Here is a 26,658-nt window from a genome sequence, read left to right as displayed (position 1 = left end):
GACCGGCCGCAACGCGAAGCAAGCAGCCGCGAGCGGCCACTGCAATCAACCTCGGGAACAACATACGATGAGCGCCTTACTCGATTACGACACCGGCCCGTTGAACTGGGTGCGCGGGGACATCGATGCCGCCCTGCAGGCCGCCTTGGGCCGCATACAGGCCTACAGTGTCGACGTCGATCTCACCAATGCCCTGCGCCTGGCACGCGACGATGCGCATCAGGTGACCGGCGCGTTGCGCATGGTCGGCCTGGAAGGCGCCGCCACGCTGGCGGGTGCGCTTGAGTCCTGCCTCGACGACATCAATGAAAACCGTTTGACGGCAAGTGATGAAATCTTGCGCGCCGTGCGCAATGCCATGGAAGGCCTGCAGCGCTGGGTAAAGGACCTGGCCGACGGGCGCGGCAGCGGTGAACTGGCGCTGTTCCCCCTGTACAAGCGCCTGCGCGAACTGCAAGGCGCCGAGCGGGTGTTCGAAGGTGAACTGTTTTTCCCCGACCTGCGCACCCGCACGCATGGCAAGAAAGGCAACGACGGCCTGACGCAGGAAGCGCTGAGTGCCGAAGTCAGAGTCCTGCGTGGCGCGTTCCAGCGCGGCCTGTTGTCTTTTTTGCGCAATGTCGAGGCGGACCAGGGGCTGCAGCGCATGCGCGATGCGCTGGCCGCCATCGAGCGCATCGCGCCGTCGCAAGCCTCGCAAACCTTCTGGTGGGCCTGCGTCGGCTTTGTCGACAGCCTGATCGCTCGCGGCGTCGAAGCCGATTTCCACGTCAAGCAGCTGCTTGCCCGCGTCGACCTGCAAATGCGCCGCCTGATGGAAGGCTCGCCGCAGGTCGCAGAACGCCTGCTGCGCGATGCGCTCTACTTCGTGGCAAAAAGCCAGGCCCTGGAAGGCCGCGCTGCGGAAGTCCGCGAAACCTTCGGCCTCGACCGCTATCTGCCGGGCCGCGGCATGCTCGACCCCGAAGCGCTGGCGCGCATGCGCCCGGTTCTGGACGCCCTGCAAACCGGCCTGAAGGCCGCGCGCGATAGTTGGCATGCCTATGTGGAAGGCAATGACGCGCAGCAGGAGCAGTTTCAGACCCATCTGGCACGCATGCAGCCGCAGGCGAAGATGCTCGAAAGCAGCGGTTTGATGCCCCTGCTGGACGAGCTGGCGGCGGCAGCCATTGCCGCTGTCGGGCGCGAAGGCGAAGCGCGCGAACAGATGAACCTGGAAGTTGCTTCCACGCTGCTGTTCATGCAAAACGGCGTCGACCAGGAAGACGTTCTGCACGCCGATTTTGCAATCCGCGCCGAAGGTCAGCGGGCACGCCTGAGTGCCCTGATCGAAGGCAGCGAGATGCCGGCCAATGTCATGGAAACCTCCAGCCAGCGTGAAGCCGAACGCGACATGCTGGTGCATATGGCGCAGGAAGTCGGCCAGAACCTGAGGCAGATGGAAGAAGCGCTGGATGCCTTCTTCCGCGATGTCAACGAGCGTGAAGCGCTGGCCAATCTGCCCGGTCTGGCGCAGCAGGCGCAGGGCGCGCTGACCATGCTGGAACTGCCCGATGCCGCCAGCCTGTTTGCCGCCGCCACGGCAACGGCGCAATCGTTTGCCAGCGAAGGCCATCCCGACGAGGCCACCCAGCAACGTCTGGCCACCGCCTTCTCCAGCCTCGGTCTATTTATCGAATCCTACTGCGCCGGGCGTGCCGACGCCGCCAGCGTTTTGCGCCCGGCCCTGATCGAGTTCGGCGTGATCGATGCCGACAACGTGGACGATGGCGCATTTGACGACACGGTTGAAGCAGGTCTGCCGGTCCGCAAGGCGGAGGTGCAGGCAGACTATCTTGAGTGGCGCGAGCAACCCGACGCCGCCACAAAAAAAAAATTCCTTGATGCCCTGACCGAACTCGGTCGCGACGCCGAACTGATCGACGACGCCACCCTGAAACAGCAGACCCGCGCCGCGCTCGATGCCAGCCGGGACGCTGCCGAAGCGCCGCTGGCGCTCGACGCCGACATCGCCGTCTTGACCGGCCTGGCCTTACCCGAACGGGTCGCGGCTGAAATCCGGCCGGTGCCGGAAGGGGCCGAGCCGCTTGCCTGGGAAATGTCCGCACCTGCTGTCGCCGAACCGACTGTAGTCCTGCCTGTTGTCGATGCGCCTGAATTCAGTGCGGTCGTCGAAATGGCACAACCGGCGCCCGCAACCGAAACGGCGATTGCCGAGCCGGCAGCGGCCAGCGATCCCTTCTCTGCCGGAGGCGCCCTTGTGGCTGCGATCCCCGAAGGAGTCGAGCCGGAACTGCTGGAAATTTTCCTGGAAGAAGCCAACGAAGTGCTGGCGGCGATGGGCGAGTCCAGCGATGCCTGCCAGAGCAACCCCGACGACCAGGCTTCGCAGACGATCATCCGCCGCGGCTTTCACACGCTGAAGGGCAGCGGTCGCATGGTCGGCCTGAACGAACTGGGCGAAACGGCGTGGCGCCTCGAACAGCTGATGAACGGCTGGCTGGCCGAGAAAAAACCTGCCAGCAGCGAGCTGCTGCGCCTGATCGGACGCGCCCGCGGTGTGTTCCAGGATTGGGTAAGTGCGCTGCAGGCCAATCGGCCCGTGGCATTGCCGGTGTCCGCTTTGCTGGCCGCGGTTGACCGCGTGGCACAAGGACAACCGCTGGATGCAGCACAGGTACCGGTGGCTGCGGCGGTCGAGCACCTTGCGCCGGCTCCGGCCGCAACCGAGGCGGGGTGGCCCGAAACGGCGGCGCAGACTGACGTTGCAGCCGAAGCTGCTGAGCCGGAAACCGGGGCAGCGATTGCAGCAGATGGGCCGCAAACCGAGCTGACAGCCGAGGCAGAACCCGAGTGGCTACCGCTGCCGGTTATCGAGGCCGAGCCGACCGCCGGGCATGACGATGCAGTTATCGTGCAACAACAAAACGAGCTTGCGGATGAGGCCGCAGTCGAGATGGCCGCAGCCGAGGCCGCAGTGGCTCAGGCGGACGATGCGCCGCCTGAAGTGGCGGTGCCGCCGTCCGAAACGGCCGCGCTGGATGTGGGCGCCCTCATCGAATATGCAGCCGCGCCTGCCGCCGTCGAATCCGCAGAATCGACTGGCCTGGAGAACGCCGATCTGCCGAGCACCGCAGCCCGTGTGGAATCGGATGCAACTGACGAAGTCTGTATCGGCTCGATCAGCCTTTCCACTGGCCTGTACGATATTTTCATGGCCGAAGCGCATCAGCGCCTGGCGGTGTTGCAGGAAGAAGCCGAACGTCACGCCGAGCTTGCCAACAGCACAGTCAGCGAGCATGCGCGCCGTGCCGTGCATACTCTGGGCGGTATCGCGGGCACCGCAGGCATCGCCGTGCTGAGCGAACTGTCGCAAGCGCTCGAACAATACTGGAACCGTTTCGTGCAGGTGCCGCTGCCGCCCGCGCATCTGTCGCTGGTTCAGGATACGGTCGCGCGCTTGCACGAGATGATAGCGACCATCGAAAGCGAGCACCTGCCCGCGCCGGCGAACGACCTGATCGCGGCCCTGGGCGAACTGGAAGACGAGCAGGCCATGCCGGCCGCCGAAACCGCTGATGAAATCGCCCCGCAAGCTGCCGAAACGCCAACCGAAGCTGCGGTCGATGAAACACCCGCCAGCGCGCCCTCCGGCCCGCTGGACGTCAGCGCGCTGGTGCCGGATTTCAAGCCCGCTGTCGCAGCGCCGGTATTCGAGCGACGCGAAGTGGCCGATGAAATCGATCGGCAGCTGCTGCCGATTTTCCTCGAGGAAGCAGAGGTGCTGGTGCCGGGGGCCAGTGCGCAACTGCGCGCCTGGCGCGCCGCACCGGGCGAGGCTGCAGCACGCGATGTGCTGCAGCGCAATCTGCACACCATCAAAGGCAGCGCGCGCATGGTTGGCGCGATGCGCCTGGGCGAATTGACGCACGTGATGGAGTCGCGCGTGATCGCGGTGATCGAGGGCCATCTGGGTGCGAGCATCGACGTATTCGACACGCTGGAAGCGCAGCTCGACCGTCTGGCCGATGCGGTGGAGCATTTGAAGCTGGGCGATCTTGCGCCGCTTGCCGAAGAGGCCGCCACGCCACTGCAAGCGCCGATCGAGCCGGTGCTGGTTGATGCCGGGGCTGCTCCTGCGGCGGCCGTCCCGATGCCCGATCCGCTTGCGCTTGCGCAGCCGGCCACGCGCGACAGCAATGCCCTGACCCTGCGGGTGCGCGCCGACTGGGTCGACCGCATGGTCAACCAGGCGGGCGAAGTGGCGATTGCACGTTCGCGGATTGAAAGTGAAGTGTTTGCCTTCAAGCGTCACGTCAACGAATTGTCGGAAGCCCTGGTACGTCTGCGTGGCCACATTCGCGAAGTCGAGATCCAGGCCGAATCGCAAATGCAGGCGACCTTCCAGGCCCAGGAGGGGGGCGACGAGTTCGATCCGCTGGAGTTCGACCGCTTCACCCGCTTCCAGGAAGTCACCCGTTTCCTGGCCGAAAGCGTGAACGATATTTCGACCGTGCAGCATATTCTGCTGGCGCGCCTGGGCGAGGCTGATGCCGCGCTGATCCAGCAGATGCGTCTCAACCGCGAGCTGCAGCAGGATCTGCTGCGGGTGCGCATGGTGCCGCTGTATTCGGTGGCCGAGCGGCTTTATCGCACGGTGCGCCAGACCGCACGCGACGTGGGCAAGCGCGCCCAGCTCGACATTCAGGGCGGCGAGCTGGAAATCGACCGCTCGGTGCTGGAAAAGGTCACCGCGCCGCTCGAGCACCTGCTGCGTAACGCGCTGGCGCACGGCATCGAATCGGTCGACGTCCGCCGCACCGCAGGCAAGGCGGAATTCGGTGAAATCGTGCTCTCGGCGCACCAGTCCGGCAACGAAATGGTGCTGACCGTGAAGGACGACGGCGCCGGCCTCAATTACGGGCGCATTCGCGAAAAGGCCGAAGCCAGCGGCCTGCTGCTGCCGGGCGTCGAACCGACCGAATCCCTGTTGGCGCAGATGATCTTTGCCGCCGGCTTCTCCACCGCCGAGACCGTCAGCCAGGTCGCCGGCCGAGGCGTCGGCATGGACGTGGTGAAGAGCGAAATTTCAGCCCTGGGTGGCCGCATCGACATTACCTCTTCCGCGGGCGCCGGTACCTGCTTCAACATCTATCTTCCGCTCACCCTGGCGATGACCCAGGCGGTCATGATCCAGGCTGCCAGGCACGATTACGCCCTGCCGACGCCGCTGGTGCAGCAGGTGCTGGAACTCAAGCCGCAGGAACTTGAAAAAGCGATGACCGTGGGCGAAGTGGTGTGGCGCGGCGCGCGCTACCCCTTCTCCTACCTGCCGCACCTGCTGGGCGACACCGACGCGGTGCACGAAGTGCAGCGTTACAACCCGGTGGTGCTGCTCGCCAGCGGCGCCAACCAGGTGGCCGTGCTGGTCGACCTGATCGAGGGCACGCGCGAAATCGTGGTCAAGAACATCGGTCCGCAGGTGGCGCGGATTACAGGCGTGGCAGGCGCCACCGTGCGCGGTGACGGGCGCGTGATCCTGATCCTCAACCCGGTGCCGCTGGCGCTGCGCTGGGCCAGTCTGCCGCGCACCGCGGTGGAGCGCGCGGCGCCCGCCGAGGCGGTCGAAGTCAGCGCCGTCCTGCAACAGCCGCTGGTGCTGGTGGTCGACGATTCGCTCACGGTGCGCAAGATCACCACGCGCCTGCTGACGCGCGAGGGCTTCCGGGTGGACAGCGCGAAGGACGGCGTCGATGCGCTGGAAAGAATGCACGGCCTGCTTCCCGACGTGGTGCTGCTCGATGTCGAAATGCCGCGCATGGATGGCTTCGAACTGGCCCGCGTGATGCGTAACGACGAGCGCCTGAAGTCGGTGCCGATCATCATGATCACCTCGCGCACGGCGGACAAGCATCGTAACCACGCGATGGAAATCGGCGTCAACGTGTACCTGGGCAAGCCCTATCAGGAACAGCAGCTGCTAGACAGCATTGCCGAGCAGCTGGAACAGAAGGCGACGGTTACGGCGTAAGCCGGACACCGCTGGCAGCAGAGAAAAGCGGGCTTGATGCCCGCTTTTTTCGCCTAAAGTTTGAGGCCTGCGAGGTCGCCGCTGGCCAGCAGGTTAAGTTGCGTATCCCCCTGCTGCGGATCGCGGTGATAGGTTGTGGTCAGCCGCTGTGCGACTTCCAGCCAGTGCGCTTCGGCGGCTTTCACCAGACGGGCCAGTCGGGCGGTATCGCGGCTGCCGAGCCAGGCTTCATAGGCCTGCGGCAGCGCCGGGAACAGCGCGCGGCGCAGGCCGGACAGGTTGGCCAGATAGAAATGCAGCGAGCCGATGGCTTCGCGTTCGAGCAGTGTCGGCAGCGTCATCAGACAGTCGGCCAGATGGTCGCGCACCGCGCGTGCCAGCAGCTCGGCGTGGCGGGACGTGAGCTGGCCGAGCATGGCGTTCCAGGCCTCGCCCAGCAAGGACTCGGCGCGCGCCTCGCCGACCTCGTGCAGGATCATTGCCTCGCTTTCGGCCTCGGCCATGCGGTCGAGACCACGCTCGACGTTGTGCTCGAAATCGTAGTGGGCAAACGCGCGCCCCAGCGCGGTGTCTTTTTCCTTCCACTGCCATTCCTCGTACTTGTTCCACAGCATGCGGTGTACCGCGTCCATGCGCAGGAAAATGGCACCGTCGCGCATCGCTGCCGGCGGGGCGATCAGGTCGCGCGCATATTCGCAGCCAGCCACCAGCACCTGAACGCCTTCGCGCACCTCGGCGCGCTTGAGCTCGGCCAGCACGAAATGCGGCTTGCGGAAATATCCCAGCCCGCTGCTGTAGACCAGCCCCAGCGGGACCAGCGTGCGGTTGATGTCGTCGGCCTCGAACGGGTCGATGCCGGTTTCGCTCAGGGGCAAGGGCGCGAAATTCTCTTCTTCCACCGCATCCCACAGGCTCTCGCGTGCATTCAGCCAGTCGCCGAGTTCGTCTTTGGGCAGGCGCGCGCCGTAGGGAATTTCCATTTCCCAGCGGTAGTACTCGCGCATTTCCAGCAGAAAGGTACACATCGTCATGTCGCGCGCGTGGCGGGCGTCGGCGATGGTGCAGTTCTTCTGCACCGTGTCGATGAGGGCGGAGAGATTGTCGACCATGGAGCGCTCCAGAAAACAGCTACTCCTTGCAGTCTACAAGTAAAAACAGCCCGGGCAACCGGGCTGCTTTAAGGGATATTGCAGCGCGCTTGGCGCTGCATAGCCAATTAATGGCGCCGGGTGGAGCCGAAGTAATTGAGGTCGGCGCGCGAGCGGCGGCTGAGTTCGAAGCGTGCCGTATCGGCGCCGCTGAACTGCCCGGCAAGCTGGCCATACACCTCGGTTGCCCAGGCCTTGTCATTGAGCGCATCGGCGATGCCTTCGGCCCAGCGCAGCTTGTCGGCGGGTTCGCTGAGATGCGTGCCGCATTCGACATACCACTTCTTCAGCGACTCGGCAGGCAGGGCAAAGCCCTTCAGGCGATCGATGAACTGGATGCAGGCGTCGCCGCTGGGGCAGGCGGCCGCAGCCGCAGCATAAAACTCATCGGCCTTGGCGCCGTTGCCCATGGAGGCGTACAGGCGGCCGATGTGGGTCAATGCGAAGTGATCGCTGGCTTTGGCGCGCGCGGCCTCCAGCAGACGGCTGGCTTCGGTCGCATCCCGGGTCGCGGCAAAGCTCGCTTCCGCAAGTTTGGCGAGGTCGTACACGGTGGCGTCGGCATCCGCCGCCAGCGCCGCTTCACGCATGGCGAGGTAGGCGCGTGCCCTGGATACGCCAAGCTCGGAGTGCTTCAGCTGGGCAGCGGTGACGACCAGGTCCTTGAAGGCGATGAAGTCGGTGGCGTTTTCCGCCGCGCGATCGAGCAGACGGGAGAGCCACTCGGTGTCGTCCAGGTTCTTGTCCACTGCGAGGAGGATCGGTTTGTAGCGCGAGAACTGGTAGCCGGTACCGTCGAGCAGGGTCTCGGCCGCTTCGATCAGCTTGGCGGAATAGAACGGGTCTTCCAGTTCCAGCCGCACGCGTTCGGCCAGTGCGAGAAATTGCTTGACGCTGACGGCATCCTTTTCCAGTTGCTGGAATTCCATATAGCGGGCGTGGTTGGCCTGGCGCTTCTCCAGCTTGGCCTTCACCCGGGCGAGTCGCTCGGCATCGTCGGCCAGGTGCGCTTCCACCGCGGCCACCAGCTTCTGCATTTCGTCCAGCCCGGCCACCGCATCCTCGGCCTTGTCCAGCAATGCCGTGGCACCCGCTTTGTCGCCCACCCCCGCCAGCCCCTCGGCCAGTTCGATGTATTCGCCGGTGGCGGTTGCCAGATCGCCCGCTTTTTTCAGCGCGGTTTGCATGAAGGCGGCATCCCCCGTCTGTTTAGCGGACTCGATCAAGGTTTTTGCCGCGGCGAAGTCGGTCGCGCCTTCGAGCGCACGTTGATACAGCGCCTTGGCCTTTTGCGGATCGCCCAGCGTCTTGGCCACCTCGCCCGCCAGCGCCAGCAGGTCAGGCACGCTGGAGAGTTTTTCCGCCGCTTTGTTGAAAATCGCTTCCGCGTAATCCTTGTCGAGCAGGTGATCGGCCGAGGCGGCCGCCAGCTTGCTGTATTCCACCGCGCGCGCGATTTTCGCCTCGGCCTTTTCCAGCACCTTTTTGGCGAACGCGCTGTCGGCGATCACGCGCATCACGTCCTTCGCGAGGTCGATCAGCGGGTCGAGGTTGTTGGTTTCCTTCAGCGCTTTTTCATAGGCACCCAGCGCTGCCGCCTTGTCGCCCAGCACCTTGAATTTGGCTTCCGCCAGCACGACCTGCTCCTCGCCCGACATGCAGTAGTCTTCCGCGGTCTGCAGCAGTTCCTCGGCGCGAACCTGCTCGCCCAGCGCCTTGTAGGCGATGGCACAGGCCGCCAGGTCCTTGGTGAACTGGCAGTCGTCCGCCACGCGGTCCATCAACTCCTTGGCGTAGGCGGCGTCTGCGGGTTCCTGCAGGGCTTCCAGCGCCAGTGCGGCGTAATCGGCGCCGCTGCTGCATTGGGCTTCTTTGGGGGTGAGGGTGTCGCGGGTGGCCATGGTGGGTCTCCAGGTAAACATCATTCAATTTTTTGATTTTCCGCCTGTGGGCGGTGGCCAGCCAATAAGTAATGTCGATGGCGGTATTAGTGCATGATAGGGGCGTTTGACTCCGGCGGGCTGCCCGCCACGGGGAACGATTGGATGGAGCATAATCGGGAATGGTCGTTTGTCGGTCTTCCGCAGCGGGCGCGTGCGGAAGCTCCCGGCAGGCCTTGCATGCTGGCCAGGGACTGCATAGTATATATTAATATATTAATGTATTGATTTTGATATGATTTAACTTCTCATGAATGGGGGTGATTATGCTCACGCATCTAGTGTCACTAGTATTGGCAGCGACCCTGCTTGCCGGCCTCGGCATGTCTTCCGCCATGGCCGGGTCGGACGGTGCGAAGCTATACGGGCGCCACTGCGCCGCCTGTCACGGCGAGAATGGTGATGGCGGCATCGGCATACCGCTTTCCTTGAACTCCTTTCAGGCCGGCGTCAGCGACGACTATTTGAGCAAGACCATACGCCATGGCCGGCCGGGCCGGGTCATGCCGGCATTTTCAAAGCTGGACGAATCCGAAATCAAGGCCATCGTGCGTCATGTGCGCAGCTGGAACAAGGGGGCTTCCGCCACCTATTCCGGGCAACAGGTGAAGGGCGACCCGGTGCACGGCAAGAAGCTGTTCGCACAATACTGCGCGGCCTGCCATGGCGCGGACGGCGAGGGAGGGAAGGGAACCGGCGTCACCTATTCGCGGCCCCGCGACCTGCCTATCATGGCGCCTGCACTGCACAACCCGGGTTTTCTCACAGCCGCACCCGACGCCATGATCAAGGCGACCTTGATGCACGGGCGGGAAGGCACGCCGATGGTATCTTTCCTCAAGCAGGGTCTGAAGGAAAAAGACATCGACGACATTGTCAGTTACGTGCGTGAATTCGAAAAGCAGCCACTGTCAGGAAGCGCAAGGATATTAAAGGTGGAAAACCCGGTGATCGTCAGAGATTCCCCCTACGATCTGGAGACCACCGTGGAAAACGCCAAGCGGGCGGTGAGCAACAACAATTTCTTCTACGGCCGGGTGCAGACGCTGGAGTATGGGCTGACCGCCCCGACGGATGAAAACCCGAAACAGGTCATCGTTTATTTTTGCAACATCAGCCTGCTCAACCAGGCGCTGGCCATCGATCCGCGCGTCGGCATGTTCCTGCCCTGCCGCATCACCATCCTGGAAACAAACGGCAAGGTGCAGGTGATGTCGGTCAATCCCAATGTGCTGAGCCGGCTGTTCAACAATTCCGAGCTTAATCGCCTGTGCGATGAGATGACCAAGAGCTACACCACGATCATCGAGGAGGCAACGTTATGAAACATCCGTTGAAATGGATGGGCGCCGTCTGGCTGACTTTGCTGCTGTGCATGCCCGCTGCCGCGGATGACTTGCTGATGGCGCGCGCGAACCGGATGTTTCCGGAGGCGATGACCCTGCTGCAATCCGCCATTTCCTCGCGCGGCTATACGGTCACGCGCCTGCAGCAAGTGAACGAAAACCTGCAGCGGCGCGAGTTCCAGAGCGATATGTATCGCGTGGTGTATTTCGGCAAGCTCGAAGAGGTCAGGCGGGCGACGGCAAGAAACCCGAATCTGATCCCGTTTTTGCCGCTTAATATCACGATCTTTGCGGAAGGCGATCAGAGTATTCTGGTGGCAAGCCATCCGCAAATACTGCAGGAGTTCTTCCCCGACCCCGAACTGAAAGCGCTTTTCGAGCGCTGGGAAAAAGACATGGTGGACATCATGGACGAGGTGCGCGAAGACAAATAGCTGTTTTCTTCCGCGTGGCGCCCAGCCAGGATGCAGCCGCCCTATAGCCCATCGCCTGGTCATGGCCACACCGGCACGCCCTATACGCACGAAACATACGCAGCCCCGGCTATGCCAGTGGCGGCATGAATCAAAAGGAAGGGCGGCATGAGCGCTACATCGGTACGCGGACACCATTGGCGAGCCCTGTTTCTGGGCGCGCTGGTGGCCACGTTGGCGCTCTTTCCCGCAGCCCACTCGCAGGCCGGGCCGCCGGTGCGGATCGGCGTCCTCGCATTCCTCGGTTCCGAAGTCGCCTTGTCCGTCTGGTCCCCGGTGGTGGCGCATCTCGAAGCGGCCTTGCCGGAGCGGCGTTTTACCCTGGCCTATTACGACATCGCCGGCCTGCGGGAGGCCGTGCGTCAGCAGGAGGTGGATTTCGTGATTACCAACAGCGGTCAGTATGTGGCACTGGAAGCGGAATTCGGTGTCAGCCGCATCGCCACACTGGACTCGCCCGGTGTGCCTTCTCCCTTCCGGGCCATCGGCTCGGCGGTGATCGCCCGCGCCGACCGGCGCGACTTGAATGCGCTTCCCGATCTCAGAGGCAAGCGGGTGGCCGCTGTCAGTGAGGATGCGTTCGGCGGTTTCCAGGTGGCATGGCGGGAGTTCCGGCGCCAGGGCGTCGAGTCGGAGGATTTCGCGCGCCTCGACTTCCTCGGCTTTCCCATGCCACGCATAGTCACGGCCGTGGCCCGTGGCCAGGCCGATGCGGGGATCGTGCGTGCCTGCCTGCTGGAAGAACTGGCGCGCGATGGAAGCATCCGGCTCGCCGACTTCAAGGTGCTGTCGCCGCGCCGGGTGGAGGGCTTTGCCTGCGGCCTGTCGTCCGAGCTTTACCCGGACTGGCCCATCGCCACCCTGCGCCATACCGATCTGCGCCTAGCCAAGGGCGTGGCCACGGCGCTGCTGTCGATGCCGGCATCCCCCGCCGGATACGCCTGGACGGTGCCGGCGGATTATCAGGCGGTGCACGAACTGTTCCGGGATTTGCAGATCGGCCCGTATAGCTACCTGCGCGAGAACACGCTGCAGGTGCTGGCGCGCCGCTACTGGCCATTCCTGCTGTTTTTTTTCGCCGCCCTGGCCGGCTGGGTGATGCACACCGTTCGTATCGAGCAGCAGGTCCACGCACGCACTGCGGCGCTGCGCGCGGCGCTGGCGCAGCGCGACGCGGCGGAGGCGGGCATGCGCGCCCATCGGGAGCAGCTCGATCATCTCTCGCGCCTGTCGGTCCTGGGAGAGCTGTCCGGGACGTTGGCCCACGAACTGAACCAGCCGCTGGCCGCGATCGGCAACTATGCGCAAAGCCTGGTGCGGCGTGTCGACAGCGGTCGCTATACGCCGGCGATCCTGGCTGAGGCGAGCCGGGAAATCGCCGCACAGGCGGAGCGCGCCGGCGGTATCGTGCGCCGCATTCGTGCATTTGCCAGCAAGCGGGCCGCAGTATGGGAGAAACGTCCTCTGGTCGAAGTCGTGCAAGAGGCGACGGCGCTTTTCGGCGCGATGTTGCCGGGCGCACCGCGCGTCGATATCGATGACCGCCTGCCGGTCGGTGCGGCAGTCGAGGCGGATGTCCTGCAGATGCAACAGGTGTTGCTCAATTTGCTGAAAAATGCCGCCGACGCCATGCAGGACCTGCCGCCTAACGAGCGCGTCATCGAGGTCACCCTGGAGCAGACAGGACACCACTACCGGATTGCCGTCCGTGACCGCGGCGCCGGTTTGTCGCCGGCGTCGGCACAGCGCCTGTTCGAGCCTTTTTTCACCACCAAGCCCGACGGCATGGGGCTTGGCCTGTCGATCTGCAAAACCATTATCGAGGCTCACGGCGGACGGCTGTGGGCCGAGGCCAACGCCGGCACGCCCGGCATGACGTTTATTTTTACCCTGCCCGCCGATGACCTCGTTCCTTGACCAAGCCCTGATCCATATCGTCGACGACGATGCGGCACTGCGCCGTTCCCTGGAGTTCCTGCTCGACTCGGTCGGCTGGCGCACCCAGGCCCATGCCAGCGCCGAAGCATTCCTGGCCGCCTACCAGCCGGGCGAACCCGGCTGCCTGGTGCTGGACATCCGCATGCCGGGCATGAGCGGGCTGGAATTGCAGCAGGTGCTGCGCGCCCAGGGCTGCACCCTACCGATTATTTTCATCACCGGCCACGGGGATATTTCGCTGGCGGTGCAGGCCATGAAGCAGGAGGCCTGCGATTTTCTGGAAAAGCCGTTCAAGGACCAGGTGCTGCTGGATGCGGTGACCCAGGCGGTGCGCCGCAGTTCCCGGCAACTGGCGGCGGAGCGGCGCCACGACCAGGCGCATGCGCTGCTGGAACGGTTGTCGCCGCGGGAACGGGAGGTGGCGCGGCGGGTGGCGCATGGCCTGCCCAACAAGCTCATCGCGCGTGAGCTGGATATCAGCGAAAAAACAGTCCATGTGCACCGTCAGCATGTGATGGAGAAGACGCACACTGGCTCCGCCGCCGAACTCGCGCGCCTGATGCTGCGGGCCGACCCGGCCGATCTGGATTGAAGGGGCCTGTAGGGAGAAGATCAGACTTGAACTGCAGATAGTGCAAGCTCAGGCCGCGCTTTCTCGGGCTGGAATCGGCCAGAAGAGACGGTCGGGTATATGTCAGAGAAGGTCCAGTTGCCTGCTGTTAGCAGACCTTCAACGTGCTAGCTCAGGGGCGCGGAGCGAGAGGGCGAATGCCCGATTGCGGAGCGTCCCCTGGAGCGGAAGGTTAGAACTCATTCCCATAGGTCATTGAGTTCAAGATGGGTTACATCATTCGCCGTAATTCGTGCGATGACAGGCCCATGCTCGACGAAGAGCACATCGAAGCTTGGGACTTGCAACCACCGATCTTCTAGGAGTGGACGTAAGTATGCGATTGCCTTCCCAAGATGAACATTGGGCAAAGGCAAGTTGTCGTAAACGGACAACCAGTTCTGATCAAACTTCTGAAACTCGGGGTGGGCGAGCTTGATCAGCTTCGCATCCACAACGCTCTGGATGAAAAGTGCCCATTCGTGTTCTGGGCCATCTCCTACCCAACCGTCGGAGGTTAGCTGGCTTTGACGCAAGAGGCCGCGCATCTCTTCTACATTGAGTTGCGGCGCACCCCAGCGAAAATGAGCCGGCTCCAGAAATACGTCTGAGAATTCGCGCTCGGCGAGAGCTGAGTAAGCAGCGTACTGTTCAGTGACCGCCTCCGTAACCTCTATCCCGACCTGGGTTCTTCCCGCATGAATTTGAAAGTCCGGGCGGTCACCGTGGTTTAGCGAGGCCGGAAAAGAGAGATACTTTTTATTGGCGAGAGTCGAGAGCAAGCGACATATTGTCCATATTTCAGTGTGATGAGTAGTCCGCCCGTCTGTTCGTGGCGGGACTGAAATATCAACGCGCCGAAGAGACGAGAGCAACTCATCGATTGTTGAAACGGACGATATGTTGAGGGCCATGCGCGTGAGTTCTAACAGTTATTCAAGAGCCCCATGGGTCCGGACATTTATTAATATAGCGACGTCTCCCCATTTTCAGTAGCACTCGGGTTTAGAGTCCGGGGTTAATGTAGCTGATTTCTCGGCCAATCGTCTGGCATAGGCAGACGGCGTCAATCCGCCCAGTGCCTTCTTCGGTCTTTCCTCGTTGTATTCCCGTCTCCACGCCTCAATCACAACCTTGGCGTGCGACAGGCTGGTGAACCAGTGCTCGTTCAGGCATTCATCGCGAAAGCGCCCGTTGAACGATTCGATGTAGGCATTCTGGTTGGGCTTGCCCGGTTCGATCAGGAACAGCTTCACGCCTCGCGCGTGTGCCCAGGTCAGCATGGCCTGGCCGCAGAACTCCTTGCTGTTATCCGTGCGGATTGCTTGTGGCAATCTACGATGGTGTGCAATCCCATCCAGGATCCGCGTCAATGACTGTCCGCCAATCGCCCGCTCTGGCACGATGGCCACCGCCTCGTGGGTGGCATCGTCCACCACGGTCAGGTTCTTGATCACCCGCCCTTCGGCAGTGCGATCGAACACGAAGTCCATCGACCAGACCTGATTGGCGGCTTGCGGCCGCCCCAAGGGCTGACGATCCGTAACCGGTACCTTCTTGCGGCGCCGCCGCTTCACTTGCAATCGGGCTTCGGCATACAGCCGTTCCACCCGTTTGTGATTGACCGCCAGACCCGCCTGACGCAGCTTCAGGTAAATCATGCCTGAGCCATATCGACGATGCCGCTGAGCCAGGGTGATGATCTGCCCCTGCAAGGCCTGGTTGCGATCAGGTACCGTTTGGTAACGCAAGGTGCTCGCACTCATGCCAACGACCATCAGTGCTCGGCGTTCGCTCAATCCGCGCGTGGTCATATGGCGCACCAGCTCGCGGCGTGAGGGTGCGCTTACCACTTTTTTCTCAAGGCCTCGCGGGTGATCTCGTTCTCCAGAACCGACTCGGCCAGTAGCTTCTTCAAGCGAGCATTCTCGACCTCCAACTCCTTCAGGCGCTTGGCATCCGAGACGCTCATGCCACCAAACTTGCTGCGCCAGAGGTAGTAGCTGGCTTCGGAGAAACCATGCCGGCGGCATAGCTCCTTTATCGGCAGACCTGCCTCGGCTTCGCGCAGGAAACCAATGATCTGCTCTTCGGTAAAACGCTTCTTCATGTCCAATCTCCTTAGTATGGGATTGGACTCCAAAGCTAGGTGCTACTCAAATAGGGGGAGACGTCGATAGAGACAGCTGTCATGGCGATCTATCTCAATGATTTTTATCGGCCTTTTCAGTGGCCGGTCTCTATATTACGTTATGAAAAAGGAGACCGGGCAATGGGCAGATTATGCTCCGATTTTGACTGGCCCAGTATGGGCGTGAAGCGAGGGATGCTGACTACAAAATGACCGCTTCAGGCCGCTTTTCAGCCGTTCAGAATTTTGGCTTGAGTGACGCATATGGGTCGATTTCAGACAAACCTCCCGGTCTTGCATCACCCCATTTCCTTTCCGCTACGCTGCCTGTTCCATGGGCACTATGTCCTGATTGATGCGCGAGCCATGTTCGGCAAGGGCAATCTTCATGTCGTAATCCGATTGCAGGCCAAGCCAGAACTCCGCGCTGGTGCCAAAGTAGCGTGCCAGGCGCAGGGCAGTGTCGGCGCTGATTGCGCGGCGTTCGCGTGCGATGTCGTTGATACGCGGTGCGGGTACGCGCAAGGCGATGGCGAGGGCGTTGGCGGAAAGTCCCAGCGGGATGATGAATTCTTCGCGCAGGATTTCACCCGGGTGAATCGGACGCATTCCATTGGTGACAGTCATCGTGGCCTCCATTCAGTGGTAATCGACAATTTCGACATCAAAGGCATGGCCGTCTTCGAAACGGAAACAGACGCGCCATTGGTCGTTGATGCGGATGCTCCAGGTTCCCTTGCGGTTGCCTTTCAGTTTTTCCAGTCTGTTTTGCGGGGGTATGCGCAAGTCCTCAATACCCACGGCACGATGCAGCATCTGTAATTTCCGTTCCGCTACTATTCTGATGTTCACAAAGCGTGGCGGTGATCTGCCTGCGAACAAGGCTTGCGTGTCGGCACTTTTAAACGACTGGATCATGCATTCAAAATATAACGCGACGAGTTAAATGTCAAACGGGTAATCTGCGCTGCTTAATTGTCCATTTCAAGGTTTAAACCACCGGCTTTAGCCGGTCAGCTTTAGCTGCGAAGATTGTTTCAGTTGTTTGCTATGGCGCAAGGAGAGGCATGCGTAACGCCCTCCCCTTCAAGGGGAGGGTTGGGGTGGGGATGGGTTGGATTCTTCGCTGCGTTGGCAACCCATCCCCCTCCCAGCCTCCCCCTTGAAGGGGGAGGAGCAAGGTGCGCGAATGTTGTTAAGACGCGTCGTTCAGGCGACGCGTATCCGGACTTTCAGTCCGTCACTCAAACCCACCAGCTTTAGCTGGTGGTTGTTTAGTCAGCGACAATAAGGGGCGATTGTTGGTTTGGGGGGGGCGGAGGCCTGTTTCGGGTCGATTTAAGGCGGCTAAACAAAGCAGATCCGACCCATGCGGTCAGGTCAAGTCTGGACCGCAACAGCTTGCAACATCGCTATCATCCGCCCGGTGCCCCTGCCGGTTGCGCGAGCGCATCGATTCCCGCGCGCCTTGTCAAATGTCCTATGGGGACTTCTATAAATGCCAGTTTTGTCATTGCGAGCGAAGCGCGGCAATCCAGCGCATTGATTAAGTGGGCATTTCCGGATCGCCGCGTCGCTAGGCTCCTCGCGATGACAATTGATAGAAGTGCCCTTATATTTTTCGGCATTCCACAGGTCATCGGATCGGCCGGTGAACTGTTGCTGTAGCGCCTCGCAATCAGGTGCGCCAATCGGGTCGCCTGGATTCAAAACCCCTTCTTGCCGTGGCGCAGTTTCTGAATGCCGTGCAAGGACATCAGGGCCTTGGTCAGCTCGACCTCCAGCCTGGCATATTCTGCCGCGGTGACGCGGTTTTTCATGGTTTCCTCGGCCTTCCGCCTTTCATCCTCCAGCGTCCCTTCTTCCACATCCTTCTCCCGGATGGCGATGTCGGCCAGAATGGTCACGCCGCCGGGCTGCACTTCCAGCATGCCCCCGGAAACGTAAACGATATTTTCCTGCGCCTGATGCGGAATCTTCAGCCGCACGACGCCGGGCTTGAGGCGGGTGAGCAGGGGCGCATGCCCGGGGTAAATGCCGACCTCGCCCATTTCCGCCGGGGCGACGACATGCTCCACCCGGCCGGAAAAGATCGACGCCTCGATGCTCACCACGTCCACATGCATTGTCATGGCCATGGCTTTACTGCCTAGGCGCGCGCGACCGTGGCCGGCAGGCCGTTGCGCACCGAGGTACCCGACACTGCGTCCACCCACACCGACTTGCCCTGGCGGGTTGGGTCCGTCAGCCCTAGGTCGTTGAGGTTGATCCCGGCGCCGATGGCCGGCACCTTGGGCTGGCGCGTGTCGCCGATGCGGTGCGCGCGGGCGCCCAGTTCCTTGTGGCCGAAGCCGTGTTCGACCGCCAGCACGCCGGGCATGACCCCGGCATGCACGATCACGCGGCCGCGCACGCTGCCGCCGGGGGTGCCGATCACGGCGGCGTCGCCGCTTTTCAGCCCGAAGCGGGCCGCGTCCGCCGGGTGCATCAGCACCGGGTTTTCCGGGTGGATGCCGCGCAGCCGCGAGGCGGCGATGGAGTAGGAATTCTGCAGCGCCGACTTGAAGCTGACCAGCTGCAGCGGCCATTCCTTTTCAGGATAAAGCGTGCGCATCGGCGTGCCGTCGGCGAACACCGGTTCGGTCCAGGTGGCGCAACCGGTGAAGCGTTTGCCGGTGATGCTGTTTTTCGCCGCGCCCAGGTTTTCGTTGTAGATCTGCAGGCCCTTGTCGTAGCGATGGGTCATCCATTCCGGGTTGTCTTCGCTGTAGGTTTCCCTGGCTGGCTGGTAGCGCCCGCCGCGGGCGAGAACGAAGGCCACCTTGCGTACTTCCTCCGGCTTCAGGGTGCGTTCCAGCAGCGGCCGTAGGCGTTCGACGCCGGACAGCAGGATGTCCTCGTCGCTGGCGTCCGCCACCGGCTCCTTGCCGAGCCAGGCGATGTTTGCGCCGCCCCGCAGATACCAGTCTTCCGGCCGCTCCAGCGGGTAGGTGTTGCCTTCCATGTCGGCGAGGGCGCCGGGGCCGAAGCCGGGCAGCGCCATGGCATGGGCCAGGGCGATGAAGAAGGTTTCCATGCCGATCGCCTGGCCGTCCGCCAGTTTGTCCGCCTTCGGCTCCACCACCGGCCAGCGCGCGGTGCTGGCCTTGGTCGGCACCGCGCCCCAGGCCGAGGCCCAGCCCCAGCTCTCGTACAGCAGCGAGTCGGGCACGATGTAGTCGGCGAAGGCGCTGCTCTCGTTGATGAGCGGGTCGATGGCAACGATCAGCGGGATCTTTTTCGGATCCATCAGATCCTTTTCCACCTGCGCGCGCACGCCGGGGATGCCGTAGACCGGGTTGGCGCTCCACAGGAACAGCGCCTTGAGGCCGTAGGGATAGCCGTTGGCGGCCCCGGTCAGCCATTCGGTGGCCAGGCCGGGCGCGTTCGGGAACCACGGCGCCTGGGCGGGATAGGCCTTGCCCGCCGCCTTTTTCGCGGCGAATTCGGCGGTTTTCTCGTACGGCGCGTTGCGCCCCAGCGGCAGGCCGGCGGGTTTTTCGATCATGCCGGGGAAGCTTGCCAGGTTGTAGCGCGGGCCGGGGCCGGCATCCTTGAAGCCGCCGCCGTTCATGATCAGCCCGCCTTTCCAGTTCAGGTTGCCGATGAGGGCGTTCAGGGTCACCACGCCGTAGGCGTTGTAGAAGCCGTTGCCGGCCATCATGCCGCCATGGGCGACCGCCGCCGCGCGCTTGCCGTGGCTGGAGAACTCCTTGGCCAGGGCGGCGATGGTCTGCGCCGGGATGCCGCAGGCGGCGGCGTATTCGTCCAGGGGACGGGCGAAAGCCTGATCGTGCAGCAGTTGCAGCGAGGATTTGACCTGAAGCGGCTGGCCGCCGGCCTCGACCACGCCGCCCACGAACAGTTGCGCCGACATGGTGGCCTTGTCGTGAAATACGGTCTTGTCCTCGGCGTTGAGCACCACGAAGGGGTCGTTTTCCTTGTAGCGTTCCTCTTCGGGCAATGTCAGCCCCAGGTCGGAACCGCGCAGGAAGCGGCCCTGACGCGGATGGCCGGGTTCGACAACGACCAGATGGGTGGCATTGCTCCAGGACGGCTCGCCGGCCGCCTTCGCCACTGCCAGGTTGGGGTGGGAGAGATATTTTGCGTCGTAGCCGCCGTTCTCGAACAGCCAGCGCATCATGCCCATCACCAGTGCGCCGTCGGTGCCGGGCTTGATCGGAACCCAGTTTCCGCGCTCGCCGACAGCCAGGTTGCTGGCGTTGGTGAGCACCGGGTCGACCACCACGTAGTTCAGCTTGCCTTCGGTGCGCGCCTTGGCCAGTAGCGCGCCCTGGCGTTTGAACGGATTACCCGCATTGGCGGGCGCGGTGCCGATGAAAAGCGCGAATTCCGTGTTGGCGAAATCCGGCTTGCCGTGGGGCATTTTTTTCATGTCGCCGAACAGGGCGCCGGAGCCGGAGCGGTAGGCGCCGCCGCAGTAGGAGCCGTGGCCGACGAAGTTCAGCGTGCCGTAGGCCTGCTGCATGAAGCGCTTGCCGAAATCCAGGCGGCCGTCGTTGACGCTGGTGATGAGGGCCACCTGGTTCACTTTCGGGCCAAATTCCGGGCGCTGCGGGTCGATCGGGGTGGTCAGGTCGCGCAGGGCCTTCAGGCCCTCGACTGGGCCTTCTCCGAACAGGTCGCCGCCTTCGGTCAGTTCGCGGATCAACTGTTCGAACGGAATCGGTTCCCATTGCCCCGAATTGCGCGGACCGACCCGCTTCATCGGGCGCAATACGCGGAACGGCGAATCCATCTGCTCGAGCACCGCGTTGCCGCGGCCGCAGGCGGTGGAGCGCCCCGCCAGGCCCTTGTCCTGAAAGCCGGAGATGGCGACGAAGCTGTCGCGGATCGACGCCTTCATCGGCAGGTGCGGATCGGTGGAGAGCGGGCTGTAGGGGTTGCCGGCAACGCGCAGCACCTTGCCGCCGGCGCGGTCGATGCGCACCCGCACGCCGCACAGGGTGGTGCAGCCAAGGCAAGCAGTGTAGCTCACCTGCTGCGCCGGGTTCACCTTGAGCGCCCCGGTTTTCGGGTCGATGCTGAATTCGGGTTCGAGTGAGGCGCCGTGGAACTGGTTCTTCGGCGGTTCGCGGTCGAAGAGCGGGCTGAACATGCGCTTGGCGGTGGCGCTGAAGCCGGCGCCGAAGGCGATCAAGCCACCGGCGGCGAGAATCTTGCGACGCGTGTTAATGGTCATGACATTCTCCTTAGGCTGGGGCGCGGCGCTGGCCGGCCCAGGGCAGTACTGAGATAAGCAGGATCAGGACAGCGATCCACAGGCCGGCGGTACCGACGATGCCGAGCATCCCGTCGTGCCCCAGGGGCAGGGAGTACACGTAGTAGCCGGCACCGGTTTTGGGAATTTCCTGGCCGCCGATGAATACCGTCCAGCGCATCATCCAGGCGCTGTGCAGGGCGATCAGGCCCGCTGCCAGCCGCCATTCCGGATGCCGGACGGCGAGCCAGAGCGTGGCCAGTGCGCTGCCGGCGGCCCACACCGCGGTGATTTGCCAGGCGGCCGAGGGCGCTACTTGCGCCAGTGCTTCCGCGTGTTGCGGGGACAGGCCGCTTATTCCGAGCAGCAGCCAGGCGGCGCCCACCGCCAGCACCAGCAGCTGGGTCATTGCCAGCAGGCGCAGCAGCGGCGCCTCCACCGCCGCGCGGCCGTCGCCGACGAAACGGTCCAGCACCAGCACCAAGCCGATGGCGCCGGCCACCGCGGTGACGAAGAACTGCACCGGCAGCAAGGGCGTGTTCCAGAGGGGCCGGGCGCTGACCACCATCACCTCCATGCCGGTGTAGAGCGCCACCAGGGCGGCGCCGGCCAGGGCCAGCACGGCGGCGATGCGGATCGCCCCCAGGCTGTCGTGGCCGCCGTAGGCAAACGCCCGGTAGGCGCCCGCCCAGCGTCCGCCGGCGTCGGCCAGGCGCTTCAGGTCCGGGCGCAGCACCAGCCAGGTGTAGAGCACCAGCCCCCCCAGATAGAGCGGGATGAAGAAGGCGCCCCAGGCCATCCAGGAGTCGAGATTGGGATGCAGGTAGAAGTTGAGGAAGCGGCCGGGTTGATGCAGGTCGGCGAGCAGGGCCACGGGTGCGGTGAGGCCACAGGTCAGCGCGCCCAGCAGGGCGACGCGGCTGGCCCGTTCCCAGGCGGGCCGGCGCAGCACGAACCAGGGCAGGGTGAGCAGAAAGCTGCCCACGGACAGACCGATCAGGAAAAAATATTGCACGGCCCAGGGCAGCCACGCGACTTCGCGGGACACGTTTACAATTTCGACAATGGATGGGCTCATGATCAACCTCCGTGCTCATTCGGCTGCCACATGGCCGCCTGGCCCTCGACGCGCCCCTGGAAACGGGGATCGAGACCGATGTAAAAAACGTTGGGGCGGGTGCCGGATTCGGGCTTGAGCACCTTGATGGCATCCGCGCTTTTGGCGGCGTCCAGCCTGCGCCGCAGTTCGCCTTTAGGGTCGTTCAGGTCGCCGAAGATGCGTGCGCCGCCGACGCAGGTTTCGACGCAGGCTGGCAGCAGGCCGGCGTCGACCCGGTGCGCGCAGAAGGTGCACTTGTCGGCTTTGTTCGTATCGTGGTTGATGAAACGGGCGTCGTACGGGCAGGCCTGGACGCAGTAGGCGCAGCCCACGCAGCGGTCGCCATCCACCACCACGATGCCATCGTCGCGCTTGAAGGTGGCGCCCACCGGGCAGACCGGCACGCAAGGCGGATTGTCGCAATGGTTGCAGAGGCGCGGCAGCATGTAGGTGCCCGCAGTGGTCTGGCCGTCGGTTTCCTGCTGCACGACGTAGGTGGAAACGATGGTGCGGAAACTGTTTTCGGGTACCGCGTTTTCCATGATGCAACTGACGGTGCAGGCCTGGCAGCCGATGCACTTGCGCACATCCACCAGCATCGCCCAGTGGTGTTTGCTTTCGGCGGCACGGGCGCTGTTCATGGGTAGCGCCACGCCGGCGGTGATCGCCGGTAACGCCTGTAGAAAGGCGCGGCGGGATGGGGAAAGCGTATCGTCGGACATGGTCGAACTCCTTATCGAGCGTGCACTTGCAGAGTAAGCGCACCAAGACCATTCCACCAGTGGGTAGATTCTCTATCCCACTAGGTAGTTTTCCTTAGAAGCCGTTTGAAACATTCGCGCAACTGGCCGGCTCGTCCGGCGTATCTGTGTCGAGCGCCGGCGGGGCGTGCCGGGTGCCGTTCAATGCTTCGCCGGATGCGGCATCAGCTTGTCGATGTACGCGATCGAGATGGCCGAGAAGACAAAGGTCATGTGGATGACGGTCTGCCACAACAGCACCTTGTCGGTGAGGTTGGGGGCGTTGATGAAGGTCTTCAGCAGGTGGATGGACGAGATGCCGATGATGGCGGTGGCCAGTTTGACTTTCAGCACGTTGGCGTTGACGTGCGACAGCCACTCGGGCTCGTCGGGGTGGCCTTCGAGCCGCAGGCGCGAAACGAAGGTTTCATAGCCGCCGACGATCACCATGATGAGCAGGTTGGAGATCATCACGACGTCGATCAACCCCAGCACGATAAGCATGATGGCCTCTTCTCCAAGCTTGAAGGTGCCGGCGACGAGGTGTTCGAGTTCGACCATGAAGTGGATGACGTAGACCACTTGCGCGGCGATCAGGCCGAGATAAAGCGGCACCTGCAGCCAGCGGCTGCCGAACAGGATGGTGGAGAGGAATTTGCCGCGGGTTTCGATGGGCGAGAGGGCTTCGGATTTCATTTGCTGGGGTTAGGGGCAGGGAACGAGGAATTAGAGAACGTAGCGCGCCAGGTCTTCGCTGGCGGCCAGCGCCGCCAGGCGTGCGGTGACCACGTCGGCGTCGATCACGTAGTCGCCGGTAACGCTGCCGGCATCGAAGGAAATATCCTCCAGCAGTTTTTCCATCACGGTATGCAGGCGGCGCGCGCCGATGTTTTCGGTGCGCTCGTTCACCTCGAAGGCAATCTCGGCGATGCGGCGGATGCCGTCGTCGGAAAACTTGAGCGTGACCCCTTCGGTCGCCAGCAGGGCTTCGTACTGGCGCGTCAGGCAGGCGTCGGTGGCGGTCAGGATGCGTTCGAAGTCTTCCACGTTCAGTGCCTGCAGTTCGACGCGGATCGGCAGGCGGCCCTGCAGTTCGGGGATGAGGTCGGACGGCTTCGACAAATGGAACGCGCCGCTGGCGATGAACAGGATGTGGTCGGTCTTCACCATGCCGTACTTGGTCGAGACGGTGGTGCCCTCGATCAGCGGCAGCAGGTCGCGCTGCACGCCCTGGCGCGAGACGTCGCTGCCGTGTGCGTCGCTGCGGGTGGCGACCTTGTCGATCTCGTCGAGGAAAACAATCCCGTTCTGCTCGACCGCTTCGAGCGCCTGCTGCTTGGTGTCCTCGTCGCTGATCAACCGTCCGGCCTCTTCCTCGGTCAGCAGTTTGAATGCCTCGCGCACTTTCAGCTTGCGGGCCTGCCGGCGGCCTTGCCCGATGTTCTGGAACATGCCCTGCAGCTGCTGCGACAGGTCTTCCATTCCCGGCGGGGTGAAGATTTCCATGCTGGGGCTGACCGCCGCAAGCTCGATCTCGATTTCCTTGTCGTCGAGCTCCCCTTCGCGCAGCATCTTGCGGAAACGCTGGCGCGCCGCGCCTTCCTCGCGCTGCGGTTCTGACTCGCCCAGGCCGACGCTGCGCGGCGGCGGCAGCAGCGCGTCGAGGATGCGATCTTCGGCGGCTTCTTCGGCGCGAAACTGAACCTTGGACGTGGCTTGTTCGCGCATCTGCTTGACCGCGGTTTCCATCAGGTCGCGGATGATGGTGTCGACATCGCGTCCGACGTAGCCGACTTCGGTGAACTTGGTCGCCTCGATCTTGATGAAGGGCGCGTTGGCGAGCCGCGCCAGTCGCCGCGCGATTTCGGTCTTGCCGACCCCGGTCGGCCCGATCATCAGGATGTTCTTCGGCGTGATTTCCTGCCGCAGCGGTTCATCGACCTGCTGGCGCCGCCAGCGGTTGCGCAGGGCGACCGCGACCGCGTGCTTGGCGGCAGCCTGGCCGACGATGTGTTTGTCGAGTTCGTGGACGATTTCTTTGGGAGTCATGGAGGAGGTGAGGGGTGAGACGTTAGGGGTGAAGGGGGAGGGGGGCGGTTTCCTCACGCTTTACCCCTTACCCCTCACAGACTTTCAATCACATGATTCTGGTTCGAATAAATGCAGATGTCCCCCGCAATGGTGAGGCTCTTTTTGACGATTTCAAGCGGGGACAGGTCGGTGTTTTCCTGCAGTGCGCGGGCTGCGGACTGGGCAAAGGCGCCGCCGGAACCGATGGCGGCGATGCCGAGTTCGGGTTCCAGCACGTCGCCGTTGCCGGTGATGATGAGCGAGTACTCGCGGTCGGCCACCACCAGCATGGCTTCGAGGCGGCGCAGCATGCGGTCGGTGCGCCAGTCCTTGGCGAGTTCGACTGCGCTCCTCAGCAGGTGCCCGGAGTGCTTGTCGAGCTTGGCCTCGAAGCGCTCGAACAGGGTGAAGGCGTCGGCGGTGCCACCGGCAAATCCGGCCAGGACTTTTTCCTGATAGAGCCGGCGCACCTTGCGTGCGGTGGCCTTGATGACGATGTTGCCGAGGGTGACCTGACCGTCGCCACCGAGGGCGACTTCATTGCCCCGGCGGACGGAGAGAATGGTGGTACCGCGATATTGTTCCATGAGCGGGATTGTCCTGAAAAAGTGGAGTGACCGCGAAGGGTGTAAAGGTGATGGTTGCCCAGCCTTGCCTGCCCGCCGTCGCGCCCTGCGCAAAATCGGGGGGCGCCTGCGCGATCGGGGAGCCCGGTGTCAGTCCGGGTGGTGCGGGACGAGTTGTGCCAGCTGATCGATGCCCATGACGCGAAAAAGTTCGTGGATAAGCGCGTTGTGGCCGCGCAGGGTGATGGTCTTGCCGCTGCCCAGGCACTGCATCAGTACGCTGATGAACTGGCTGACGCTGCCGTAGTCGACGCGGGTGACCTGGGTCAGGTCGACCAGCACGTCGTTGTGGGTGGCGGCATAGCTGCCAAACTGCTGCAGGGCGTTGTCGTTGGCGGGCGTGATTTCACCGGAGAGTCGCAGCGCATCGTCGCGCGGCTCGGCAGGTGCGGCCTGCACCACTTCGGCGGCTTGAACCTCGCTCCAGGACGGCGGCGAGACTTCAAAGCGCACGGCGTAGTCCACCGCCAGGTCTTCGAAGTTTTCCTCCTGCCCGAGCGTCTGGTAAAGCTCCAGCAGCAGCAACCAGTGCACCGCGCGGCTGTGGGTGGCACGGTTGAGGTCCTGCAGCAGCGCAATCAGGCGGTCGACACCGCTGACCTGCAGCTTGCGCTTGGCTTTGCGTGCGGTGGCGAGGATTTGGGTGCATTCGTCTGCACCTGATTCGTCGACCATCGCGATGCCCGAAAAGTCGATTCGCACCACGGCATTCTTGGCGGTGGCGGCGATGCCCTCGCGCAGGGTGGCAGTCGCTTTTTTATCGAGCAGGCCGGGTAATTCCAGGCTGGTCGTTTGGGCTTGCTGGGGTTTGGCCGCGCCGTTGCCGCCTATTTTTTGCCAGACGGGAGGTGAAGTCTCGAAGCGCATCGCGTAATCCAGCGCCAGTTGCTCGAATTCCTTTTCGCGGTTCTGGATGCCGTATAGATCGAACAGCATGAGCCAGGCGCGGCGATCGCCCTTGGCCAGAATGTCTTTCAATAAATGCTCGACCGTGTCGGCCTGGCCACTGGCATAGAGGATGGCGGCCTCGTCCACCAAGGACTGCGGCGAGCCGCTGGTCTCCTCCACCACGATGCCGCTGGCCCCCATGTTCATGGTGAACAGGCTATCGGTGGACTGGGTGTCGATGGCGTGAGGGGGCGCCGGCGCGATTTTTTGCGCGGTGCCGGGTGTCTTGTCTTTGCTTTTTCTGAAAAACGGAAGGGCCACGGAATATGCGTGCTTTGGTCAGAGGTTCGGTAATGGA

The 26,658-nt window shown here is 63.2% G+C and carries 18 protein-coding genes and 1 pseudogene; 5 read left to right on the top strand and 14 right to left on the bottom strand.

All coding sequences use genetic code 11. The annotated features are described in order from the left end of the window. Positions 1 to 67: 67 nt before the first annotated feature. Positions 68 to 6,031 carry a hybrid sensor histidine kinase/response regulator gene (locus ACZ41T_RS07605; protein WP_464923859.1) on the top strand — a complete coding sequence of 1,988 codons (5,964 nt, stop codon included), beginning with the start codon at positions 68 to 70 and terminating at the stop codon, positions 6,029 to 6,031. Positions 6,032 to 6,084: 53 nt separating this feature from the next. On the opposite strand, the gene ACZ41T_RS07600 is transcribed toward ACZ41T_RS07605, so the two are convergent. Both ACZ41T_RS07600 and ACZ41T_RS07595 read right to left on the bottom strand, forming a co-directional pair. Next, on the bottom strand, positions 6,085 to 7,140 hold the full coding sequence (locus tag ACZ41T_RS07600; RefSeq protein WP_464923858.1) for an Sfum_1244 family protein: 1,056 nt from the start codon (positions 7,138 to 7,140) through the stop codon (positions 6,085 to 6,087). Between the two features lie 107 nt (positions 7,141 to 7,247). Further along, complete coding sequence (locus tag ACZ41T_RS07595) at positions 7,248 to 9,080, bottom strand: hypothetical protein (RefSeq protein WP_464923857.1); 1,833 nt, start codon at positions 9,078 to 9,080, stop codon at positions 7,248 to 7,250. A 332-nt stretch (positions 9,081 to 9,412) separates the two neighbouring features. Between ACZ41T_RS07595 and ACZ41T_RS07590 the strand changes: the two genes are divergently transcribed. The 4 genes from ACZ41T_RS07590 to ACZ41T_RS07575 all read left to right on the top strand — a co-directional run bounded on the left by ACZ41T_RS07590 (position 9,413) and on the right by ACZ41T_RS07575 (position 13,468). Then, a complete protein-coding gene (locus ACZ41T_RS07590; protein WP_464923856.1) occupies positions 9,413 to 10,444 on the top strand; it encodes a c-type cytochrome in 1,032 nt (343 codons plus the stop codon). Beyond that, positions 10,441 to 10,899, top strand: coding sequence for a DUF302 domain-containing protein (locus ACZ41T_RS07585; protein ID WP_464923855.1), 459 nt, complete (start codon positions 10,441 to 10,443; stop codon positions 10,897 to 10,899). The genes ACZ41T_RS07590 and ACZ41T_RS07585 overlap by 4 nt, the downstream gene beginning before the upstream one ends. Positions 10,900 to 11,046: 147 nt before the next feature. Then, positions 11,047 to 12,855 carry a sensor histidine kinase gene (locus ACZ41T_RS07580; RefSeq protein ID WP_464923854.1) on the top strand — a complete coding sequence of 603 codons (1,809 nt, stop codon included), beginning with the start codon at positions 11,047 to 11,049 and terminating at the stop codon, positions 12,853 to 12,855. Beyond that, the gene (locus tag ACZ41T_RS07575) at positions 12,839 to 13,468 is read left to right on the top strand and encodes a response regulator transcription factor (RefSeq protein ID WP_464923853.1); all 630 of its coding nucleotides are present in this window, start codon (positions 12,839 to 12,841) and stop codon (positions 13,466 to 13,468) included. Before ACZ41T_RS07580 ends, ACZ41T_RS07575 begins: the two co-directional genes overlap by 17 nt. Before the next feature lie 218 nt (positions 13,469 to 13,686). On the opposite strand, the gene ACZ41T_RS07570 is transcribed toward ACZ41T_RS07575, so the two are convergent. From ACZ41T_RS07570 to ACZ41T_RS07515, 12 genes and pseudogenes are all read right to left on the bottom strand, one after another. Continuing rightward, positions 13,687 to 14,268 carry a hypothetical protein gene (locus tag ACZ41T_RS07570; RefSeq protein ID WP_464923852.1) on the bottom strand — a complete coding sequence of 194 codons (582 nt, stop codon included), beginning with the start codon at positions 14,266 to 14,268 and terminating at the stop codon, positions 13,687 to 13,689. A 226-nt stretch (positions 14,269 to 14,494) separates the two neighbouring features. Continuing rightward, positions 14,495 to 15,596: pseudogene (locus tag ACZ41T_RS07565) on the bottom strand (IS3 family transposase); the annotation flags it as partial. A gap of 339 nt (positions 15,597 to 15,935) precedes the next feature. Beyond that, positions 15,936 to 16,244: a HigA family addiction module antitoxin gene (locus ACZ41T_RS07560; protein WP_464923851.1), complete on the bottom strand. Its 309-nt coding sequence runs from the start codon at positions 16,242 to 16,244 to the stop codon at positions 15,936 to 15,938. A 12-nt stretch (positions 16,245 to 16,256) separates the two neighbouring features. Further along, positions 16,257 to 16,535: a type II toxin-antitoxin system RelE/ParE family toxin gene (locus ACZ41T_RS07555; protein WP_464923850.1), complete on the bottom strand. Its 279-nt coding sequence runs from the start codon at positions 16,533 to 16,535 to the stop codon at positions 16,257 to 16,259. A gap of 788 nt (positions 16,536 to 17,323) precedes the next feature. Continuing rightward, positions 17,324 to 17,755, bottom strand: coding sequence for a F0F1 ATP synthase subunit epsilon (locus ACZ41T_RS07550; RefSeq protein ID WP_464923849.1), 432 nt, complete (start codon positions 17,753 to 17,755; stop codon positions 17,324 to 17,326). A gap of 11 nt (positions 17,756 to 17,766) precedes the next feature. Next, positions 17,767 to 20,859, bottom strand: coding sequence for a molybdopterin dinucleotide binding domain-containing protein (locus ACZ41T_RS07545; RefSeq protein WP_464923848.1), 3,093 nt, complete (start codon positions 20,857 to 20,859; stop codon positions 17,767 to 17,769). A gap of 10 nt (positions 20,860 to 20,869) precedes the next feature. Then, positions 20,870 to 21,955: an NrfD/PsrC family molybdoenzyme membrane anchor subunit gene (nrfD, locus tag ACZ41T_RS07540; RefSeq protein WP_464923847.1), complete on the bottom strand. Its 1,086-nt coding sequence runs from the start codon at positions 21,953 to 21,955 to the stop codon at positions 20,870 to 20,872. A gap of 2 nt (positions 21,956 to 21,957) precedes the next feature. Then, positions 21,958 to 22,698 carry a sulfate reduction electron transfer complex DsrMKJOP subunit DsrO gene (dsrO, locus tag ACZ41T_RS07535; protein WP_464923846.1) on the bottom strand — a complete coding sequence of 247 codons (741 nt, stop codon included), beginning with the start codon at positions 22,696 to 22,698 and terminating at the stop codon, positions 21,958 to 21,960. 180 nt (positions 22,699 to 22,878) lie between these two features. Then, complete coding sequence (locus ACZ41T_RS07530) at positions 22,879 to 23,412, bottom strand: TIGR00645 family protein (protein WP_464923845.1); 534 nt, start codon at positions 23,410 to 23,412, stop codon at positions 22,879 to 22,881. A gap of 30 nt (positions 23,413 to 23,442) precedes the next feature. Then, a complete protein-coding gene (hslU, locus tag ACZ41T_RS07525) occupies positions 23,443 to 24,765 on the bottom strand; it encodes an ATP-dependent protease ATPase subunit HslU (protein WP_464923844.1) in 1,323 nt (440 codons plus the stop codon). Positions 24,766 to 24,839: 74 nt separating this feature from the next. Further along, a complete protein-coding gene (gene hslV / locus ACZ41T_RS07520; RefSeq protein ID WP_464923843.1) occupies positions 24,840 to 25,373 on the bottom strand; it encodes an ATP-dependent protease subunit HslV in 534 nt (177 codons plus the stop codon). Between the two features lie 129 nt (positions 25,374 to 25,502). After that, positions 25,503 to 26,621, bottom strand: a complete 1,119-nt coding sequence (locus ACZ41T_RS07515) for an STAS domain-containing protein (protein WP_464923842.1) — start codon at positions 26,619 to 26,621, stop codon at positions 25,503 to 25,505. Positions 26,622 to 26,658 lie beyond the last annotated feature (37 nt).

The organism is Thiobacillus thiophilus (assembly GCF_055378705.1).
Note: the sequence above shows the minus strand (reverse complement) of the source record. Positions and strands in the feature narration are given on the sequence as shown.

What these genes read in the sequence shown, in the direction of transcription:
- ACZ41T_RS07605 (WP_464923859.1), top strand. Translation starts at nt 68, where the DNA reads ATGAGCGCCTTACTCGATTACGACACCGGCCCGTTGAACTGGGTGCGC.
- ACZ41T_RS07600 (WP_464923858.1), bottom strand. Translation starts at nt 7,140, where the DNA reads ATGGTCGACAATCTCTCCGCCCTCATCGACACGGTGCAGAAGAACTGC.
- ACZ41T_RS07595 (WP_464923857.1), bottom strand. Translation starts at nt 9,080, where the DNA reads ATGGCCACCCGCGACACCCTCACCCCCAAAGAAGCCCAATGCAGCAGC.
- ACZ41T_RS07585 (WP_464923855.1), top strand. Translation starts at nt 10,441, where the DNA reads ATGAAACATCCGTTGAAATGGATGGGCGCCGTCTGGCTGACTTTGCTG.
- ACZ41T_RS07580 (WP_464923854.1), top strand. Translation starts at nt 11,047, where the DNA reads ATGAGCGCTACATCGGTACGCGGACACCATTGGCGAGCCCTGTTTCTG.
- ACZ41T_RS07575 (WP_464923853.1), top strand. Translation starts at nt 12,839, where the DNA reads ATGACCTCGTTCCTTGACCAAGCCCTGATCCATATCGTCGACGACGAT.
- ACZ41T_RS07560 (WP_464923851.1), bottom strand. Translation starts at nt 16,244, where the DNA reads ATGACTGTCACCAATGGAATGCGTCCGATTCACCCGGGTGAAATCCTG.
- ACZ41T_RS07555 (WP_464923850.1), bottom strand. Translation starts at nt 16,535, where the DNA reads ATGATCCAGTCGTTTAAAAGTGCCGACACGCAAGCCTTGTTCGCAGGC.
- ACZ41T_RS07550 (WP_464923849.1), bottom strand. Translation starts at nt 17,755, where the DNA reads ATGGCCATGACAATGCATGTGGACGTGGTGAGCATCGAGGCGTCGATC.
- ACZ41T_RS07545 (WP_464923848.1), bottom strand. Translation starts at nt 20,859, where the DNA reads ATGACCATTAACACGCGTCGCAAGATTCTCGCCGCCGGTGGCTTGATC.
- nrfD (WP_464923847.1), bottom strand. Translation starts at nt 21,955, where the DNA reads ATGAGCCCATCCATTGTCGAAATTGTAAACGTGTCCCGCGAAGTCGCG.
- dsrO (WP_464923846.1), bottom strand. Translation starts at nt 22,698, where the DNA reads ATGTCCGACGATACGCTTTCCCCATCCCGCCGCGCCTTTCTACAGGCG.
- ACZ41T_RS07530 (WP_464923845.1), bottom strand. Translation starts at nt 23,412, where the DNA reads ATGAAATCCGAAGCCCTCTCGCCCATCGAAACCCGCGGCAAATTCCTC.
- hslU (WP_464923844.1), bottom strand. Translation starts at nt 24,765, where the DNA reads ATGACTCCCAAAGAAATCGTCCACGAACTCGACAAACACATCGTCGGC.
- hslV (WP_464923843.1), bottom strand. Translation starts at nt 25,373, where the DNA reads ATGGAACAATATCGCGGTACCACCATTCTCTCCGTCCGCCGGGGCAAT.